Below are 16,756 nucleotides of genomic sequence, written 5' to 3'. Positions count from 1 at the left end.
AAGGGTGTGTAGCTTGGTGATTTCGGAGGGGGAGGTGCCTTGTCGCTGCGTTACGCGCTCATCGCGCTGCTCACCGGTCGCCCCATGACCGGGTACGACATCTCGAAGGGCTTCAGCCGCTCGGTGGCCCACGTCTGGCACGCCCCGGACTCGCAGATCTATCCCGAGCTCAACCGGATGGAGCGCGACGGGCTTCTCAAGTCGGTCGAGGTGCGATGGGGGCAGAAGGGGACGAAGAAGGAGTACCACGTCACCGACGCGGGGCTCATCGACTTCCGGGCCTGGATGGAGTCCCCGCTGACGCCGCAGCGGCAGCGCGACCCCGCGTATCTGAAAGCCGCCTACTTCGACTTCGCCGACCCCGCGTCGGTGCGTGAGCAACTGCGGCAGCAGGAGGAGTACTGGCAGGAGCAGTTGAGCATGCTCGAAGGCACCCGGGCCGCACTCGTCGAGCGCACCCACCCGACCTTGGCGGCCCGCCTCTCCAAGCTGACCGAGCGGGAGGCCGAGCTCGCGGTGCGGTACAAGGTGTACGCCTACGACGGGCTCATCGCCCGTGCCCGCACCGAGTTGGCGTGGATCGCGGACGGCTTCGCACTCACCGACGAGCTGCACGGCCCGTGACCCCCTGATCCTCCCTGCCCCCGGGGTGCGCGCGGGATGAGGGGCCGGGGAGCGCCGAGGCGGTCGATGCCGCGCTCCGGGCGCCGCCCTCTTCGCCGTCCACGCCGACGCGACTGCGGCCGTCCACGCGGGTGCGAAGGCCTGCTGAACGCGGCACGGCCCCTGCACCCGGTCGCGGGAGGGTGGCGTGGCCTCCGGTGGTCAGGTCCCGGGGCCTCCGAGTCCCGCCCCGGTGACCGGCCGCACAGCGGCGAGCGATCCCGTGCCGGTCACCGTGGAAGGACTGTTCGTCATGCGTCGCGGAGCGGCGATGCGCCGTGCCGCATGCAGACCAGTCGATCCCGCTCGTCCCACGGCCGGGTGACGGCGAAGCCGAATCGTTCGTACAGGGCGATGGCCCCGGTCCGCCATTCCCATACGGAGAGCCGGACCGCGCCCATGCCGTTCTCCGCAGCGTGAGCGAGCGCGGCACCGAGCAGCGCGGACGCGATGCCCCGGCCGCGGAACTCAGGATCGGTCCAGAGCCTCTTGATCTCCGACTGCCCCTGGGCCGGCGCGGAGGTCACCACCAGGCATCCCACAGCGACGTCTCCCAGGAGAGCCACCAGCACGACAGCGTCGGCGAACGCGGTCCGGGGGTCGGCGATCTCCGCCCGGTAGCGTGCGGGCAGTCCGGCCACATCGGAGACCGGTACGCCCTTCTCGGCCTCGGTACGCAGGTGGTAGGCCGCCAGCAAGGCGGCCACACCGTCGTCGCTCGGAGGAGTTCGGCCTGGCCAGCGCGCTATGGCGATCTCGTGGTGATCAGTCATGACGGCAGCATCGCATGACAGCGATCGCGTGCCGCATGAGCCCGGGAGGGGTACCGCCCACATCCGGGCGGAGCCTGTGAGTGCGGGGTGACCTGGGGTACGCCGCCCCTCCGGAGGGCGGCGCACCCCCACTCCCGGCAGCGGACCGGCGCCGGCTCCTTGCCGGTCAGGCCCGTTTCAGGAGGGGGTGGGTTCCGTCGCCGGGGCGGTTGCGGGTGCGGAAGGTGCGGCGGTAGGTGTCCGGGGGGACGCCGAGCGTGCGGTTGAAGTGCCGGCGCAGAGTGGTGGCGGTGCCCATGCCGGTGGCGGCGGCGATGGCGTCGATGCCGTCGTCGGTCCTCTCCAGGAGCTCCTGGGCGTGGCGGATCCGTTGGGCGAGCAGCCATTGCAGGGGAGTGGTGCCGGTCGCGGCGCGGAAGTGGCGGCCGAGGTGACGGGAGCTCATCCCGGCTCGGCGGGCGAGGTCTTCGACCGTCAGCGGCTGATCGAGGCGTTCGATGGTCCACGGCAGCAGGGCGGCAAGGGGGTGATCGTCCTGCTCGGGCACGGGCGCCGACACGAACTGCGCCTGGCCGCCGGAGCGGTGCGGAGGGACCACCAGACGGCGGGCCGTGGTGTTGGCGACGGAGGAACCGTGGTCCAGGCGGACGAGGTGCAGGCACAGGTCGAGTGCTGCGGCTTTGCCGGCGGAGGTGAGGACGCTGCCGTTGTCGACGTAGAGCACGTCCGGGTCCACCTCGACCGCGGGATGACGGGCCGCCAGGGCGTCGGTGTGTGCCCAGTGCGTGGTGGCGCGCCGCCCGTCGAGGATGCCCGCGGCGGCCAGGACGAACGCGCCGGTGCACAGCGAGACCATGCGGGCGCCCGCGCGATGGGCGGCCCGTACGGCGTCGATGAGGTCCCCGGGCGGTTCCACGTCCGTGTCGGCCCAGCCCGGGATGATCACGGTGTCGGCGTTCCGCAGATGCCCGAGACCGCGTTCGGGCTCCAGGCCAAAGGGCCCGAAGGACACGGGTGCGGGCCCGCAGACCGTGAGGTCGTACCAGGGCACGGTCACCGCGGCCGGCGCTGAGCCGAAAACCTCGTAGGCGATGGACAGTTCGAAGTGCAGCATCCCGTCCGTGACGGCCAGTGCGACGGATCCCATGTCCGGAAGTGTATGGGCAGTGTCGTTCCGGACACTCACGGTTGACGCTTCAACCAGGACAGGATCGTTCCAGCCGAGCAGTTCGCTCGGGTCGAGCACGGGAGAAGTCATGACAGCGGGTCAGTTGGTCACGGTGTACGGCGCGTACGGGCACACCGGGAAATTCGTGGTGGCGCACCTTCGGGAGCGTGGATTCGTCCCCGTCCTGTCCGGGCGTGACGCCCAGAAGCTCAAGGTGTCGGGGGAGGAGTACCCGGATCTCGAGGTCCGTCCGGCATCCGTCGCCGACCCCGCGTCGCTCGATGACGCGCTGGCCGGCGTCGCGGCCGTCGTCAACTGCGCCGGTCCTTTCGCCACGACGGCCGCCCCGGTGATCGAAGCGGCGCTGCGGGCAGGCATCCCGTACGTCGATGTGGCGGCCGAGATCGAGGCCAACGCCGACACGTTCGCGCAGTTCGCGGATCGGGCCCGTGCCGCGGGCGTGGCCGTCGTGCCCGCGATGGCCTTCTACGGCGGACTCGGCGACCTGCTCGTCACCGCTGCGATGGGCGACTGGAGCGCGGCCGACGAGGCACACATCGCTTACGGACTCGACCGCTGGGAGCCCACCGAGGGGACGCGTGTGGCGGGCAGGGTCTCCGCCGGACGGCGTGCGGGCAGGCGTGTCCGGTTCAGGAACGGAGGGCTCGAGTACCACACCGACGAACTGCCGACCGTGCAGTGGCCCTTCCCGGGGCCGATGGGGCCACGGGCCGTTGTCGGCGAGTTCACCATGGCCGACGTCGTCACCGTCCCCAGCCATCTGTCCATCCCCGAGGTCCGCACCTACATGACGACGGAGGCGGCCGTCGGCGTCACCGCCCCGGCCCCGTCGCCCCCCACCGCGGTCGACGAGCGCGGCCGCTCCGCACAGACATTCCTCGTGGACGTCGTCGTACGCTCCGGGGACACCGAACGGCGCGCCGTGGCGGGTGGCCAGGACATCTACGCCGTCACCGCACCCCTCGTGGTCGAAGCGGTCCACCGCATCCTGACCGGCCGGACCCGCACGTACGGCGTCGCCTCCGCGGGCGAGATCTTCGAGGCCACCGACTTCCTCGATGCGCTCAGCCCGCACATCACGTGCGAGGTGCGCTCCTGACGCGGCTGCCCCGCGGCGTGTCGCGCCTCGCGGCACAGCCGTGGAGCCGCTCGTGCCCCACGTCGGCATCGGGTCCGGGCCGGTGGTCAGGACGGGGTTCGGACTGTCCCGGACCTTCGCCGAACGGCGTCGAGACCGATGGGACCCGCGCCCCACACCGAGGCGGCGTCCGACGCGGGCATCGGTCCCTTCAGCTCGGATCCTCCACGGCGGACGTGGGCGGACCCTGGCTCAGTAGATGTGTCCCATATGAGCCAGTGCCTGCTTCAGAAGCACGCCGTGGCCGCCCGGCATCTCGCTCTGCACGGCGGGTGAGGCCGCCTCCTGCGGGCTGAACCAGACCAGGTCCAGTGCGTCCTGCCGAGGGCGGCAGTCACCGGCGACCGGCACGACGTACGCGAGGGACACCGCGTGCTGGCGCGCATCGTGGAACGGGGTGACGCCCATGGTGGGGAAGTATTCGGCCACGGTGAAGGGCTGCAGCGAAGCCGGGACACGTGGCAGGGCCACCGAACCGAGATCCTTCTCCAGATGGCGCAGCAGGGCGTCACGGACGCGCTCGTGGTGCAGGACGCGGCCGGAGACGAGAGCGCGGCTGATGGTCCCGTCGGCTCCGATCCGGAGAAGCAGCCCGATGCTCGTGACCTCGCCGCTCTCATCGACCCGTACGGGGACCGCCTCGACGTACAGGACGGGCATCCGGGCCCTGGCCATGTCCAGTTCGTCTTCGCTGAGCCAGCCGGGCGTGGTTTCCGTCATGTCAGACATCGCTTGATCATACTTACCCGGCCGGATTCTGGTGCAGGCCAGGCGGAGATCGCCTCGAAGAAGAGGAGGACGTCGTGAACGAGGGCCCCGGCGCGGGCCGTCGTACGCCAGGGCCTTGGTGACGCCGGAGGCGGCCTTCGCCGTTGGCCTACGGGCGCCACTCGGGCTGATAGTCCGGATGGCCGGCGTGGGCCTGCGCCAGGTGCCGCACGGCCATCTCGACGGCCGTGCGCTGCGTGCCCGCCACGTAGCGACCGAGCGCGTCCGCAGGCCTTTCACCCGTCTCGGGCGCCGCGTACTGCCTCAGCAGGCCCCGTGTCGCCTCAACCTCACGCAACACCTGCGCCGGGTCGTGCAGGGCGATGTGTGCGGCGCGGGCGGCGTCCTCGTCGGACCCGCCGACCTCGGGGCCGGTGGTGACCAGGGGCGGGGCGTCGTCGTCGTCCGCAGACGACGCGGAGTAGATTCCCGTCCCCCATGCCTGCCAGGTCTCACTCGTGCCGCCGGCAGCCGCAGCGGCTGCCTCCCGCTCGTCGAGACGGGCTCGGAGGAAGGCGATCAGCGCGGCGCTCATGCGGGGCTCCCGGGCCGGTCGGTGGACGTCTCGTCGTGCGGGTAGTCCCGGTGCTCGACGTAGGGCGCGGCGAGCAGCCGAAGCTGAAACTCGGCGTTCCGCCCGCCCGGTCCTGCGGTTCCCAGATACGGCACCACGGTGTCGTCCAGCAACGCCAGGCGCGCTTCGGCGGAGGCGACGGAGAAGCGGGCGTGCTTGGCTGCGTCCTCGGGTTCGACGCCGTAGCGCCCGGGCTGCGTGAGCACCACGTTGCCGGCGAAGCGGGCCTTCTCCAGCTCCTCGTCGAAACGAGCTCGGACAAAGGTCACCAGTGCGTCGGTCATGCGGAGCTCCTCGAGGCGTTGATCCTGGCCCGTGGTCGGCTGACCCGCTCCGAGCCGACGACGACGACCTCGATGGTGCGGTCGTCATGCGTGCGCTGGGAGACGCCGTCCTCCGGCGTGGCGTGTCCCCGCACAGCTACCGGGCGTGTTGCTGCCCCGGGCAGGACCACAAGCCGTTTCCTGACGCCGACACCGACACCGACACCGATGCCGAAGTCTAGCGTCGGCGGCACGACCGCTGACCACGTGCTTCCCGCCGCTGATCGCGATGTCCTCGCGAAGGGGCGGGGCCCCGCGCTCCGGCCCGCCCGGGGTGCCGATGGCGACATCGGGCTCTTCCACGGCTGGCGACCCTCACTTCGAACGATCGGTGAAGAGGGCACCGAGGTCCGGCTGTCCCGGCCGTGCACGATGGGGGGCGGCGAGCGATGGTGGCCTACCCGGCTTCCGTGGCTACGCTCGTCTCTCCATCGATCCTGAACGCAGGGGAGCAGACTGTGCGCAGCGCCGCCGTAACACCCGCGGGCGATCGAATCCGCTGGGTCGAGCTACCGGGTCAGGAGCCGCCGCGCGTCTACGTGCACGGGCTGGGCGCTACGTCGCCCGCGTACTTCACCGAGGTCGCGGTCCATCCTCTGCTGACCGGCCACCGGTCACTGCTGATCGACCTGTTGGGTCACGGCATCAGCGACCGGCCGACGGTCTTCGACTACACACTGGAGTCACATGCCGATGCGCTCGCCGCCGGCCTGACCAGCGCGGGTGTCAGGGGCGCCGAGCTGATCGCGCACAGCATGGGCGGCTCGGTCGCCATCGTTCTGGCCGCCCGTCACCCCCAGGTGGTCTCCCGGCTGGTCCTGATCGACGCCAACCTCGACCCGATCCCGCCCACGCCCGGCTCGGCCGGCAGCAGCGGCATCGCCTCCTACTCCGAGGAGGAGTTCGTCGCGGGCGGATGGGAGGAGGTCCGTGACCGGGCGGGTGCACACTGGTGGTCCACGATGCGCCTGGCGGGCCGCGAAGCCCTGCATCGCAGCGCGGTCCACCTCACTCGCGGGACCGTGCCCACCATGCGTGAGCTCCTGATGGATCTGGGGATTCCCCGTACCTACCTGCTGCCCGAGGCCGACGGCCCACTCCCGGGCACCGACGCCCTCACCGCAGCGGGCGTGTCCGTCGTCGCGATCCCGGATTGCGGCCACAACATCATGCTGGACAACCCGGAAGCCTTCGTGCGCGCCACTGCGGAGGCGCTGGCGGACCGAGGGCAGGAGCGTACCGGGCGCACGTGCGCTGAGCACGAGAAGTGACGTCGGCGCCCTCGGGGTTCGTGAGTCGCCAGCCGTTCTCTTGAGCGAGAAGGACGTCCTCATGGAGCAGATTGGTGCGGCGTCACCGGCCGCTCTCGGACGTGTGCAGGGCGGCAGGATGATCGGGGACCGATGAACGGCGTACGCAGAGGTGCCGGGCTCCGGAACGGGAAACACCATCGCCCGGTGCCGCTGGACACCTGCCGCCGCGGCGACGCGCTGGACGCAGCCGCCCACGTCTGCACGCTCTGCTCGCGAACTGTTCCCGCCGACGCAGTCACCCCGCTGGGTGATCCTTGGCTGGGCGCGCATGGTCGATGCGCTCCGGTTCCTCACAGCCAACGACGGGGCTTGGCCCATCGATTGCCTGTCCATATATTGGTCAATGGTTCCATCATATGGACGGCTCGGGTGTGACGATTCTGGTGCGGGCAGGATGCCCCGCATGACTGAGGAGATACGCAAGGCATACCTGCTGGGCGCCGAGCGGGCTGTGCACCTGCTGGCCACGGAAGAGGTGGCACGTCGCTGGGACGAGGAGTCAGTACTGCCGGGGATGACGGTGGGTGGACTGGGTGGTCACCTTGCGCGCAGCGTCCTGCAGGTCGAATGGTTTCTCGATGGAGAGACGGTCGGCGCCGATCCAGTATCGCCAGTGCGCTACTACGCGCGGCTCGTCGGCACGTCTGTGCCCGACTCCGCACTCAACGTCGGCGTGCGTGCGCGGAGCGAGGAGACGGCAACCGCCGGCCCCGCCGCCGTGGCTGAGCAGACGCGCGCTGCATGGCAAAGGCTGGCACAACGGCTGGAGCGAGAGCCGGCCGATCGGCGAGTGGCAGTCCTCCACCGGCCTGGAGAGGAAATGCTGCTCGATGGCTACCTCCAAACCCGATGCGTCGAGTTGGCGGTGCACCTTGATGACCTGGCTCTGAGCGTAGGCGCTCCGAACCGGACGCCCGGGACCACCCTCGCCATTGCAGTCGACGTCCTTGTCGCAGCCGCCCGTGACCGGCACGGCGATCAGGCTGTGCTGCATGCGCTCGCCAGGCGTGAACGTGACGCCGACCAGTCCTTGCGCGTGCTGTAAGCGGCGGTTGACGTCCGGACTTGAAGGGCTTGCGCCGAGGCCTTGTTCTCCCGGAGCTGCAGCTCCGGTCAGTGATGACAGCGGCGTGAACTGTATCTGGACCGATGACGGAACGTGCGAGTCGAACGGGTTTCCTGCTGGGGTGACCTTCCGGCGACAGACGTGAGGTGACCTTCCGGCGATGGACGCGTGAAGGCACGGCCCCTTGGCAGCTCGGAGGCGCGATCCGAACCGAGTTGTCCAGGAGGCCCTGCCGTCGCAGTTCTACGCGTCCGCGCCGGACCAGTTCAACTCGGCTTTCCGATCGTGTGATTGTCTCGCGCACGAGAACGCGGCATCCGGGCCCGACACCGAGCACGGAGGCAGAGCCCACCCAGGCGCCGCGACCGCGGCGTGGCCGGGCCGCCACCCCGCTCACCGTTCCGGGGGCCGGCGCATCCCACGGGCCTGGATCCGGTGCCACTGCGACGGCCGCTCAGACCGCGGTGCGGGCAACCATCACACCGAATCCTGCGATGTACTCCTTGATGGGCCGGTAGAAGGAGTACGTCACGTCGTAGGGGCCCGCCGCGCCGAGGGCCGCGAAGGCGGCGACCCACGTGCGTACCTCGTGGGCGGAGTTACCCGCGTCCTTCGCCATCTGCTCCGGTGTCATGGCGTCGATGGGGGAGAGGTCGCCGGAGGAGAGCGTCGCCATCAGGGCGGTGTCCCAGTCGGGGTTCAGGTCCTGGATCGGGGCCGTGCCCGCCGCGAACGCCTTCGCCGTGTCGATGACCCGCTGCTGGCGGGCGTCGCGGGCCGCCGCCGTGGGATGGCGGCCGTTGAGCAGCAGCGCGCGGGCGGCGTCGTCGGCGGTGGCCCACTGGGGGACCGGCGGGTCGTGGGAGAGGCCGCCGGAGCCGATGACGAGGATGCGCTCGTTCTCCAGCGAGGCGAGGTATCCGCCGATGGCCTCGCCGAGCTGCCGTACCCGGCGCATCCGCACGAAGGGCTTGGCCACGCCGTTGACGAAGACCGGGATGGTCGGAACGGTCCCGATGCCGCCGAGGAGGATCTCCAGCGGCTGGATCGCCCCGTGGTCGACCTCCATGCGGCGGGAGACGGCCACGTCGATGTCGTGCTCGGCCACCCACTGGGCGAGTTCCTCGGCGCGTCGGGTCGGTACGTTCAGTGGGCCCTCGGCCGTGCCGTAATCGCCGACGCCGAGAGCTTCGTAGCCGATGCAGAACGGCGGCATCAGATCGTAGAAGAAGCCGTTGTAGTGGTCGGGCGCGAAGGAGACGACCAGGGTGGGGTCGTACTCCCTGACGAAGGTGCGGGCGGCTGAGAAAGCGCCCTGCACCGCGTCCTTCACCTCCGCGGGCGGGTCGGCGTACTCGAGCAGTGGGCTGTGCGACATGGTGACGAGGGCGACGGTCATGCCGAGGCTCCTTCCAGGGGCGGCGGGGCATGTGCGGCGACGGGTTCGGTGGTGAGCGATGCCGCTGCGCGTAGCGCGGCGAGGACGCGCGGCGCCTGATGGGTGAGGGAGGCGGCGGCCACGAAATGGTCGGGGCGCAGCACGACCAGGCCGCAGGCGCGGACGTCGAACCAGTTCTTGAGGGCGCCGGTCACGTCCCCGGCCACGGTGACGGGTGCCGGCGAGTTCGCGAACCGCTTCTCCGCCCAGGGGCGCTGGGTCTCCGGCATGAAGGACACGAGCTTCATCCGGTGGCGGCGGACGAGGGCGAGGTCGTCCGCGGTGAGATACGCGGTGGGGTCGGTGCCCCAGGTGGCGAGCGTCCACCAGTCGCCGGTGACCTCGTCCAGCAACACGTCCATCGCATCGGCCGTGTTGACCCGCGGCTGGATGAACTGAAGCCCCACCGGCGAGAGGGCGCCGGCCGAGTCGATGAACGAGGCCGGCCCTCCGCCCCGCTTGAAGCCGGCCCGCGCCCGGCCCGGCGTGAGCGTCGCCTGGTCGACCACGACCCCGGCGGCGTAGCGCGGCATGGGCTTGAACCGCAGCTCGGTGAAGTACGACTTCCACTTCGGCACGAGGTTGAGCGCGGACGCGGCGGCGTCACGTACGGCGCCGCCGAAGCGGCCCATCTTCATGACCGTGCCGGCCGCCATGTTCACATCGATCATGTCGGAGGCGTGCTTGCGGCGTTCCTCGGTGTACGTGTCGAGGAGCGCGTCGGTGGCCTCGTCGGCGAGGACGGCGCTGAGCTTCCACGCCAGGTTCGTCGCGTCACGAATGCCGGAGTTCCAGCCCTGACCGAGCCAGACCGGCATCAGGTGTGCGGCGTCGCCGGCGACGAAGACGCGGCCCTTGCGGAAGTCGGAGGCCACGCGGCCGTGGTGGGTGAAGGTGCGCTGGTTGATGATCTGGAGCGCCGACGGGTCGGGCACGTGCCGGCTGAGCAGGCGGCGCATGAACGCCGGGTCGTCGCAGCGTTCGGTCGGCTCGTCGTCGTGGAGCATGAACTCCCAGCGGCGGATGCCTTGCGGCAGGCCGATGGACACGTACGGGCGGCGCGGATCGGCGCCGAGGTAGACCGAGGGGGTGCCGATCGGATCGTTCGCCACGTCGACGACCACCCAGCGGGTCGACGGCGAGTCCCCCTCGAAGCGCACGCCCATCCACTTGCGGGTGAAGGAGCTGCCTCCTTCACAGCCGACGGCGTACCGGGCGGTGAGGGCGACCGTCTCGGTCTCCTTGCCGTCGGCGCCGAGCCGTCGGGCGGTGACGCGGACGCCGTCACCGAGGTCCTCGAGGCCGACGACCTTGTGCCCGAAGCGCAGTTCGGTGTCCGGGAACCGGGCGAGTCCCTCGGCGAGTTCCTTGTCGACCAGCGGCTGCACGAAGCCGTGCTTGCGCGGATAGCCGAACTCCTGTGTGCGCGGGTTGTTGGTGGCGAGGACCCGGCCGGTGCCGTTGACCAGGCGCACCACGTGGTGCGGGACGGTGAACGGCTGAATCCGCTCCCACAGGCCCGCGGTGTGCAGGGTGCGGATCGACTCGTCGTCGAGGCCGACGCCGCGAGGGTAGTCGATCAGTTCGTCGCGGGCTTCCAGGACGGCGGCCCGGTGGCCCCGTATGCCGAGGAGGTTGGCGAGGGTGAGGCCGACGGGCCCGGCTCCGATGACGACGACGTCGGTGTCGAAGTTGGTCATGGGGTGTTCCGATCGATTCGGTAAACGGTCGATGCCGGTTCAGTTGTGCGACAGGAAGTCGATGACGAGGCGGTTGAACTCGGCGGCGTGCTCGATCATCGCCCAGTGGCCGCACCGGTTGAGCAGCACGAGACGGGAGTCGGGGATGTCGGCCAGGAGCCGCAGGCTGGTCTCGTAGTGCAGTACGCGGTCGTCCTTGCCGTGGATCAGCAGGGTGGGCGTCCGGATGCCGGGGATCTTGTCCCGGTCCACCTTGACGGGGATGGGGGCGCCGTGCGCGAGGCCCTCGACGTAGTTCTTCAGGTGGTCGGGGCGGGCGAGGGCCGCTTCCGAGCGGGCCCGGGTCAGCTCCGGGGTCGCGAAGCGCGCCTTGTCGTAGGTCATGATCTCGACGAGCGCCTTCATGTTCTGCGGGCTCGCGTCCTTGTACGCCTCGACCAGGACCTTCAGGCCCTCGCTGGGGCCGTCGCCGGGGCCGAAGAGGGAGGCGGGGCCGCGGCCGAGCGAGGCGCCCATCGTCACCAGGTGGGTGATGCGATCGGGGTGCAGGGTGGCGAAGCGGACCGCCGTGTGCGCGCCCATCGAGTTGCCGACGAGGGCGGCCTCGGCGAAGCCGAGCGCGTCGAGGAACTCCACGAGGGTGGCGTCGTGGTCCATGTCCTTGGTGGCCTGGGCGTCGGAGTCGCCCCAGCCCGGCATGTCGGGGGCGATGACATGGAATCCGGCCTCGGCGACGGCGCCGATGTTGCCCGAGAAGTTCGACCATCCCGTCGCGCCGGGGCCCGAGCCGTGCAGCAGCACGACCGGCGTGGTGCCCGCCGTTCCGGCCTCGTAGTACCGCATGCGCAGACCCGACGGAAGGGTGATGTCGCGGGACGCGGCTTCCTTGGTGAGGGACATGTGACCCGACTCCTCGTTCTTTATATGCACACGTGCGATCGTTATTTACACGCCAGTCATCATGATGGAACGCCCGCCCGACACGATTGTCAAGGGGTGTTCGATCACGTCGCCCGGCATCGGACGGGGCCGGCGGCAAGGGTGGGGCCGACCTGCGGGCATGCCGAGCGGGGCCGGGAGCTGATGCCCTCCCGGCCCTGTCCCGTGCGGGATGTCAGCTCGCCTGCGCGAGCCCCAGAGCCACGTCGACGATCATGTCCTCCTGGCCGCCGACCAGGCCTCGCCTGCCGACCTCGACGAGGATGGTGCGGACGTCGATGCCGTAGCGCTCGGCGGCGGCCTCCGCGTGCCGCAGGAAGGAACCGTAGACCCCGGCGTAGCCGAGCGTGAGGGTCTCGCGGTCCACGCGCACCGGGCGGTCCTGCAGGGGCCGGACCAGCTCCTCGGCCGCGTCCTGCAGGGCGAACAGATCGCAGCCGTGCTTCCAGCCGTTGAGGTTCGCGACGGCGACGAACGGTTCGATGGGGCAGTTGCCGGCGCCCGCACCCTGGCCGGCGAGCGAGGCGTCGACGCGGGTGACGCCCTCCTCGACGGCGACCATGGAGTTCGCGACGGCGAGGGAGAGGTTCTCGTGGGCGTGGATGCCGATCTCGGTGGCGGGGTCCAGTACATCGCGGTAGGCGCGCATCCGCTCACGGACGCCGTCCATCATGAGGCGGCCGCCGGAGTCGGTGACGTAGACGCAGTGCGCGCCGTAGGACTCCATGAGTGCCGCCTGGCGGGCGAGCGTCCTGGCGTCGGCCATGTGGCTCATCATCAGGAAGCCGGAGACGTCCATACCCAGCTCGCGTGCGGTGGCGATGTGCTGGGCGGACACGTCGGCCTCGGTGCAGTGCGTGGCCACCCGCACCGAGCGCACCCCGAGCGCGTACGCCTGCTTGAGCTCCGCGATGGTGCCGATGCCGGGCAGCAGCAGGGTGGTCAGGCGCGCGTTCTCGATGTGCGCGGCCGCCGTCTCGATCCACTCCCAGTCGGTGTGGCTGCCGGGGCCGTAGTTGAGGGAGCCGCCCGCGAGCCCGTCGCCGTGGGACACCTCGATGCCGTCGACGCCGGCCGCGTCGAGGGCCGCCACGATCTTTCCGACCTGCTGCGGCTCGATGCGGTGCCGGATGGCGTGCATCCCGTCGCGCAGGGTGACGTCCTGGATGAACAGCTTCTCGGCGGTCATGCGTCGGCTCCCTGGAGTGCGGTGGCGCGGACGGCCATGGCCTCGGCCATCCGCAGGGCCGCGCTGGTCATGATGTCGAGGTTGCCCGCGTACGCGGGCAGGTAGTGAGCGGCCCCCTCGACCTCGAGGAAGACGGACACCTGGTGGGTGACCGGGGCCTTGGTGAGGGTGTGCACCGGCTGGTCGGCGGGGACCGGCGTGATCTGCACCCGCTGCTTGAGGCGGTAGCCCGTCACGTACGCCGAGACCTCCTCGACGCGCTCGGCGATGGCTGCGCGGATGGCATCGTGGGCGGCCTCTTCGGGTGCGTTCACCAGCGCGAGCACCGTGTCCCGCATGATCAGCGGAGGCTCCGCCGGGTTGAGGACGATGACGGCCTTGCCCCGGTCGGCGCCGCCGACCGTCTCGATGGCGTGACTGGTCGTCTCGGTGAACTCGTCGATGTTCGCGCGGGTGCCGGGACCCGCGCTCTTCGACGCGATCGATGCGACGATCTCCGCGTACGGGACGGGCGACACCGAGGCGATCGCCGCGACGATCGGGATGGTGGCCTGGCCGCCGCAGGTCACCATGTTCACGTTGTCCGCGCCGACATGGGCGTCGAGGTTGACCGCCGGGACCACCATCGGGCCGATGGCGGCGGGGGTGAGGTCGACGAGCTGCTTGCCGTAGGGGGCGAGCGCGGCGGCGTTGGCGACGTGCGCCTTCGCGGACGTCGCGTCGAAGACGATCCTGATGTCCTCGAAGCCGTCCATCGCGATCAGACCCCGCACACCCTCGGCGGTCACCGGCACCCCGAGCCGCTCGGCGCGGGCGAGGCCGTCGGACGCGGGGTCGATGCCGACCATCGCACCCATCTCCAGGGTGTCCGAGAGCCGAAGCACCTTGATCATCAGGTCGGTGCCGATGTTGCCCGAGCCGATGACGGCGACCTTGGTCTTCATGCGGAGGCTCCTTCAGTGCTGGAGGCGTGGAAGCGGACGGAGACGGAGCCCAGTCCGCCGATGTCGGCGATGAACGCGTCGCCGGCCGCTGCGGGCACCATCGGGCCGAGCGCGCCGGAGAGCACGACCTGGCCGGCGCGCAGCGGATCGCCGAACTCGCGGGCGGTCCGGGCCAGCCAGGCGAGCGCGGTCAGCGGGTCGCCGAGGCAGGCCGCGCCGTTGCCGCTGGAGACGGTCTCGTCGTGCCGCTTCATGGTCATTTCGGCCTCGGCCGGCTCGAACCCGGCGAGCGGCTCGGCCGGGGAGCCGAGCACGTAGAGCGCGGAGGAGCCGTTGTCTGCGACCGTGTCACCGAAGGTGATGTCCCAACCGGCGATCCGGCTGTCCACGATCTCCAGCGCCGGCACCGCGTAGGCCACGGCGGCCCGGATCTGCGCGTCGTCCAGGGGACCCTCGGCCAGGTCCGCGCCCAGGACGAACGCGATCTCCGCCTCGACCTTCGGCTGGAGCAGCCCGTCGACCGGCACCGAGCCGCCGTCGTCGACACTCATGTCGGCGAACAGCACCCCGAAGTCCGGTTGGTCCACGCCCAGCTGCTTCTGCACGGCGGGCGAGGTGAGGCCGATCTTGCGGCCGGTGACCCGGCCGCCCGCTTCGAGGCGGCGCGCGGTCAGCAGCTCCTGGACGGCGTAAGCCGCCTTGACGTCATCGCTGCCGATCAGGTCGCGCACCGGGGGGCAGGGCACGTGATCGGCGGCGGCGTCGAGCAGCCGCTGTGCCGCCTGTGCCACGGCGGCGTCGCCGGGGGGAGTCTCGTTCATGCCCTCAGCTTGAACACGGGGAGCGCTCAGGGCCCAGCGGCGAGTTCCGTCCGGCGGAACTATTCGCCGAATCAGTGTCTGCGCAGCTCCGCGCGGCGGCCCAGGGTCGCCGAGATGCCCGCCGCCGCCGCGCGCACGCTGGTGGCGTGCCGGGCCGGCTGGAACCGGTGCACCGGGCCGGTGACACTGACCGCCGCCACGATCTCGTCCGACGGGCCGAAGATCCCGGCCGCGACGCAGACGATGCCGACCGCCGACTCCTCGTACTCGAAGGCCACGCCCTTGGTGACCACGTCGGACAGCTGCCGCGTCAGGACGTCGACGTTGGTGATGGTCCGCGGCGCCTTGCGCACGAGGGGCCCGCCCAGCGCGGCCTCGCGCACCTCGGGCGGGGCGTGGGCCAGCAGCACCTTGCCGATCGCCGTCGCGTGCAGCGGCATGCGCCCGCCCAGCCGCGAGGGGGAGTCGGCCTGCTGGTGGCCGCCCATCTTGGCGACGTAGACCACCTCCGTGCCCTCGCGTGTGCCGAGGTGGACCAGCTCATGGGTGCGAACGAACAGGTCCTCCAGGAACGGCGTGGCCACTTCGAGCAGACCGCGCTCGACCGACGCCCGCATGCCCAGCTCGAAGACGAGTCCGGACAGCCGGTAGCGCCCCTCGACACGGTCGAGGAGCCGGGCGGCCACCAGATCGCCGAGGACCCGGTGCAAGGTGCTCTTGGCGAAGTCCGTGCGCCGCTGCAGCTCGGCGAAACCGAGCGTGGTGTCCTCGACGGTGAAGGCCTGCAGCACGGTGAGGGCCTTGGCCAGGACACCGCTCGGCGCCTCGTCGCTCAAGGGAGCCTCCTTCCCGGGTGTCGGACGCGTTTCCGCTGTTCTCGGGCCGTTGCCCGGCGCGCGACGCGGTCGACTGTACGGGAATGTCCCGGCGCGCCAGGGGGTGACGCTGTGTCACCACCGTGCACGTAGACTGGGCGGATGAACGACGAGCAGGCGGGGGCGGACACACGCGGTGCGCCGGTTGACGGGGTCACGGGTGAGGGCCAGGGGTCCGGCAGGGCGCGCGAGGCGAAGGGGCCGGCCGTCGGCTCGCAGACACTCGCACGGGGGCTGCACGCCCTCGAACTGGTCGCCCGGCAGCCGCAGGGACTCGCCGTTCAGGATCTCGCGCAGCGCCTCGGCGTGCACCGCACCATCGCCTACCGCATCCTGGTCACCCTCGCCGAGCACCACCTGGTCGTGAAGGCCGCCGACGGCCGCTACCGGGCCGGCTCCGGCACGGTCACCCTCGCGCGCGGATACGCGGCGGGTGTCCGCGAGGCCGCCCTGCCGGTGCTGCGCCGCACGGCCGACGAACTCGGAGCCACGCTCGCGCTCATCGCGGCGGAGGGCGAGGAGGCCGTCGCCGTCGCCGTGGTCGAACCGCTGTCCGTCGACTACCACCTCAGCTACCGGGTCGGCAGCCGCCACCCCGTCGGGACCGGCGCCGCGGGCCTGGCCCTCGCGGCACTGCGTCCACCCGCGCGGGGCGAGTCGCCCGAGGTCGTGCAGGCCCGTGAGCAGGGGTACGCGCAGACCTTCGGCCAGGTCGAGCCCGGCGCGTACGGCGTCGCCGTGCCCCTGAGGCTCGCCGACGCGGCGCTGCAGATGTGCGTCAACCTCATCACCTCGCGACAGGACGTGGCCGAGGGCTCCGTGCCGACGATGCGGGCGATCGCCGAGGAGATCTCGGCGCTCGGCTGAGCCGCGTCACGGCGCCGTGCGCGCAGACCATGGGGCCCCCACGTCGACGTGGGGGCCCTTTCCGCGTGCGTCGAAGCGCTTTGATCGATCATTCCGGTGGCTCTTGACACCTCTTCCCGGGCGCCCGCATGGTGTTCGCTATCTACATGCGCTTGTGCGGAAAATGCACACGAAGT

Annotated in this window: 17 protein-coding genes; 5 read left to right on the top strand and 12 right to left on the bottom strand. The window is 70.9% G+C overall.

Features of this window, described 5'->3' with window-relative positions; genetic code table 11:
- Positions 1–39 precede the first annotated feature (39 nt).
- The gene (locus AMK10_RS20970) at positions 40–624 is read left to right on the top strand and encodes a PadR family transcriptional regulator (RefSeq protein ID WP_073749438.1); all 585 of its coding nucleotides are present in this window, start codon (positions 40–42) and stop codon (positions 622–624) included.
- A gap of 290 nt (positions 625–914) precedes the next feature.
- Here AMK10_RS20970 and AMK10_RS20965 read toward each other — a convergent pair whose 3' ends face one another.
- Both AMK10_RS20965 and AMK10_RS20960 read right to left on the bottom strand, forming a co-directional pair.
- The gene (locus tag AMK10_RS20965) at positions 915–1,436 is read right to left on the bottom strand and encodes a GNAT family N-acetyltransferase (protein WP_073749437.1); all 522 of its coding nucleotides are present in this window, start codon (positions 1,434–1,436) and stop codon (positions 915–917) included.
- A 166-nt stretch (positions 1,437–1,602) separates the two neighbouring features.
- Positions 1,603–2,583, bottom strand: a complete 981-nt coding sequence (locus tag AMK10_RS20960) for a helix-turn-helix domain-containing protein (RefSeq protein ID WP_073749436.1) — start codon at positions 2,581–2,583, stop codon at positions 1,603–1,605.
- 109 nt (positions 2,584–2,692) lie between these two features.
- Between AMK10_RS20960 and AMK10_RS20955 the strand changes: the two genes are divergently transcribed.
- Positions 2,693–3,724 carry a saccharopine dehydrogenase family protein gene (locus AMK10_RS20955; RefSeq protein WP_073749435.1) on the top strand — a complete coding sequence of 344 codons (1,032 nt, stop codon included), beginning with the start codon at positions 2,693–2,695 and terminating at the stop codon, positions 3,722–3,724.
- A gap of 231 nt (positions 3,725–3,955) precedes the next feature.
- On the opposite strand, the gene AMK10_RS20950 is transcribed toward AMK10_RS20955, so the two are convergent.
- The 3 genes from AMK10_RS20950 to AMK10_RS20940 all read right to left on the bottom strand — a co-directional run bounded on the left by AMK10_RS20950 (position 3,956) and on the right by AMK10_RS20940 (position 5,389).
- Positions 3,956–4,483 carry an NUDIX hydrolase family protein gene (locus tag AMK10_RS20950; RefSeq protein WP_073749434.1) on the bottom strand — a complete coding sequence of 176 codons (528 nt, stop codon included), beginning with the start codon at positions 4,481–4,483 and terminating at the stop codon, positions 3,956–3,958.
- 157 nt (positions 4,484–4,640) lie between these two features.
- The gene (locus AMK10_RS20945; RefSeq protein WP_073749433.1) at positions 4,641–5,066 is read right to left on the bottom strand and encodes a DUF6221 family protein; all 426 of its coding nucleotides are present in this window, start codon (positions 5,064–5,066) and stop codon (positions 4,641–4,643) included.
- The gene (locus AMK10_RS20940; protein WP_073749432.1) at positions 5,063–5,389 is read right to left on the bottom strand and encodes a DUF6221 family protein; all 327 of its coding nucleotides are present in this window, start codon (positions 5,387–5,389) and stop codon (positions 5,063–5,065) included. Before AMK10_RS20940 ends, AMK10_RS20945 begins: the two co-directional genes overlap by 4 nt.
- Before the next feature lie 497 nt (positions 5,390–5,886).
- On the opposite strand from AMK10_RS20940, the gene AMK10_RS20935 reads away from it, so the two are divergent.
- Positions 5,887–6,699, top strand: coding sequence for an alpha/beta fold hydrolase (locus tag AMK10_RS20935; RefSeq protein ID WP_073749431.1), 813 nt, complete (start codon positions 5,887–5,889; stop codon positions 6,697–6,699).
- A gap of 445 nt (positions 6,700–7,144) precedes the next feature.
- On the top strand, positions 7,145–7,786 hold the full coding sequence (locus tag AMK10_RS20930; RefSeq protein WP_073749430.1) for a maleylpyruvate isomerase N-terminal domain-containing protein: 642 nt from the start codon (positions 7,145–7,147) through the stop codon (positions 7,784–7,786).
- Positions 7,787–8,261: 475 nt separating this feature from the next.
- Here AMK10_RS20930 and AMK10_RS20925 read toward each other — a convergent pair whose 3' ends face one another.
- The 7 genes from AMK10_RS20925 to AMK10_RS20895 form a co-directional block, all read right to left on the bottom strand.
- Positions 8,262–9,206, bottom strand: a complete 945-nt coding sequence (locus AMK10_RS20925) for a 3-carboxyethylcatechol 2,3-dioxygenase (protein ID WP_073749429.1) — start codon at positions 9,204–9,206, stop codon at positions 8,262–8,264.
- Positions 9,203–10,945 carry a bifunctional 3-(3-hydroxy-phenyl)propionate/3-hydroxycinnamic acid hydroxylase MhpA gene (gene mhpA, locus AMK10_RS20920; RefSeq protein ID WP_073749428.1) on the bottom strand — a complete coding sequence of 581 codons (1,743 nt, stop codon included), beginning with the start codon at positions 10,943–10,945 and terminating at the stop codon, positions 9,203–9,205. Before mhpA ends, AMK10_RS20925 begins: the two co-directional genes overlap by 4 nt.
- 39 nt (positions 10,946–10,984) lie before the next feature.
- Positions 10,985–11,845: an alpha/beta fold hydrolase gene (locus AMK10_RS20915; protein WP_073749427.1), complete on the bottom strand. Its 861-nt coding sequence runs from the start codon at positions 11,843–11,845 to the stop codon at positions 10,985–10,987.
- Positions 11,846–12,059: 214 nt separating this feature from the next.
- Complete coding sequence (gene dmpG / locus AMK10_RS20910; RefSeq protein WP_073749426.1) at positions 12,060–13,073, bottom strand: 4-hydroxy-2-oxovalerate aldolase; 1,014 nt, start codon at positions 13,071–13,073, stop codon at positions 12,060–12,062.
- Positions 13,070–14,017 carry an acetaldehyde dehydrogenase (acetylating) gene (locus AMK10_RS20905; RefSeq protein ID WP_073749425.1) on the bottom strand — a complete coding sequence of 316 codons (948 nt, stop codon included), beginning with the start codon at positions 14,015–14,017 and terminating at the stop codon, positions 13,070–13,072. The genes dmpG and AMK10_RS20905 overlap by 4 nt, the downstream gene beginning before the upstream one ends.
- Complete coding sequence (locus AMK10_RS20900) at positions 14,014–14,838, bottom strand: 2-keto-4-pentenoate hydratase (RefSeq protein ID WP_073749424.1); 825 nt, start codon at positions 14,836–14,838, stop codon at positions 14,014–14,016. The genes AMK10_RS20905 and AMK10_RS20900 overlap by 4 nt, the downstream gene beginning before the upstream one ends.
- Before the next feature lie 71 nt (positions 14,839–14,909).
- Positions 14,910–15,674 carry an IclR family transcriptional regulator gene (locus tag AMK10_RS20895; RefSeq protein WP_073749423.1) on the bottom strand — a complete coding sequence of 255 codons (765 nt, stop codon included), beginning with the start codon at positions 15,672–15,674 and terminating at the stop codon, positions 14,910–14,912.
- Between the two features lie 141 nt (positions 15,675–15,815).
- On the opposite strand from AMK10_RS20895, the gene AMK10_RS20890 reads away from it, so the two are divergent.
- On the top strand, positions 15,816–16,580 hold the full coding sequence (locus tag AMK10_RS20890; protein WP_079180811.1) for a helix-turn-helix domain-containing protein: 765 nt from the start codon (positions 15,816–15,818) through the stop codon (positions 16,578–16,580).
- The last annotated feature ends 176 nt before the right edge of the window (positions 16,581–16,756 follow it).

Source organism: Streptomyces sp. CB02058 (assembly GCF_001905505.1).
Lineage (GTDB): Bacteria > Actinomycetota > Actinomycetes > Streptomycetales > Streptomycetaceae > Streptomyces.
This window is presented reverse-complemented; position numbering and strand designations above follow the sequence as displayed.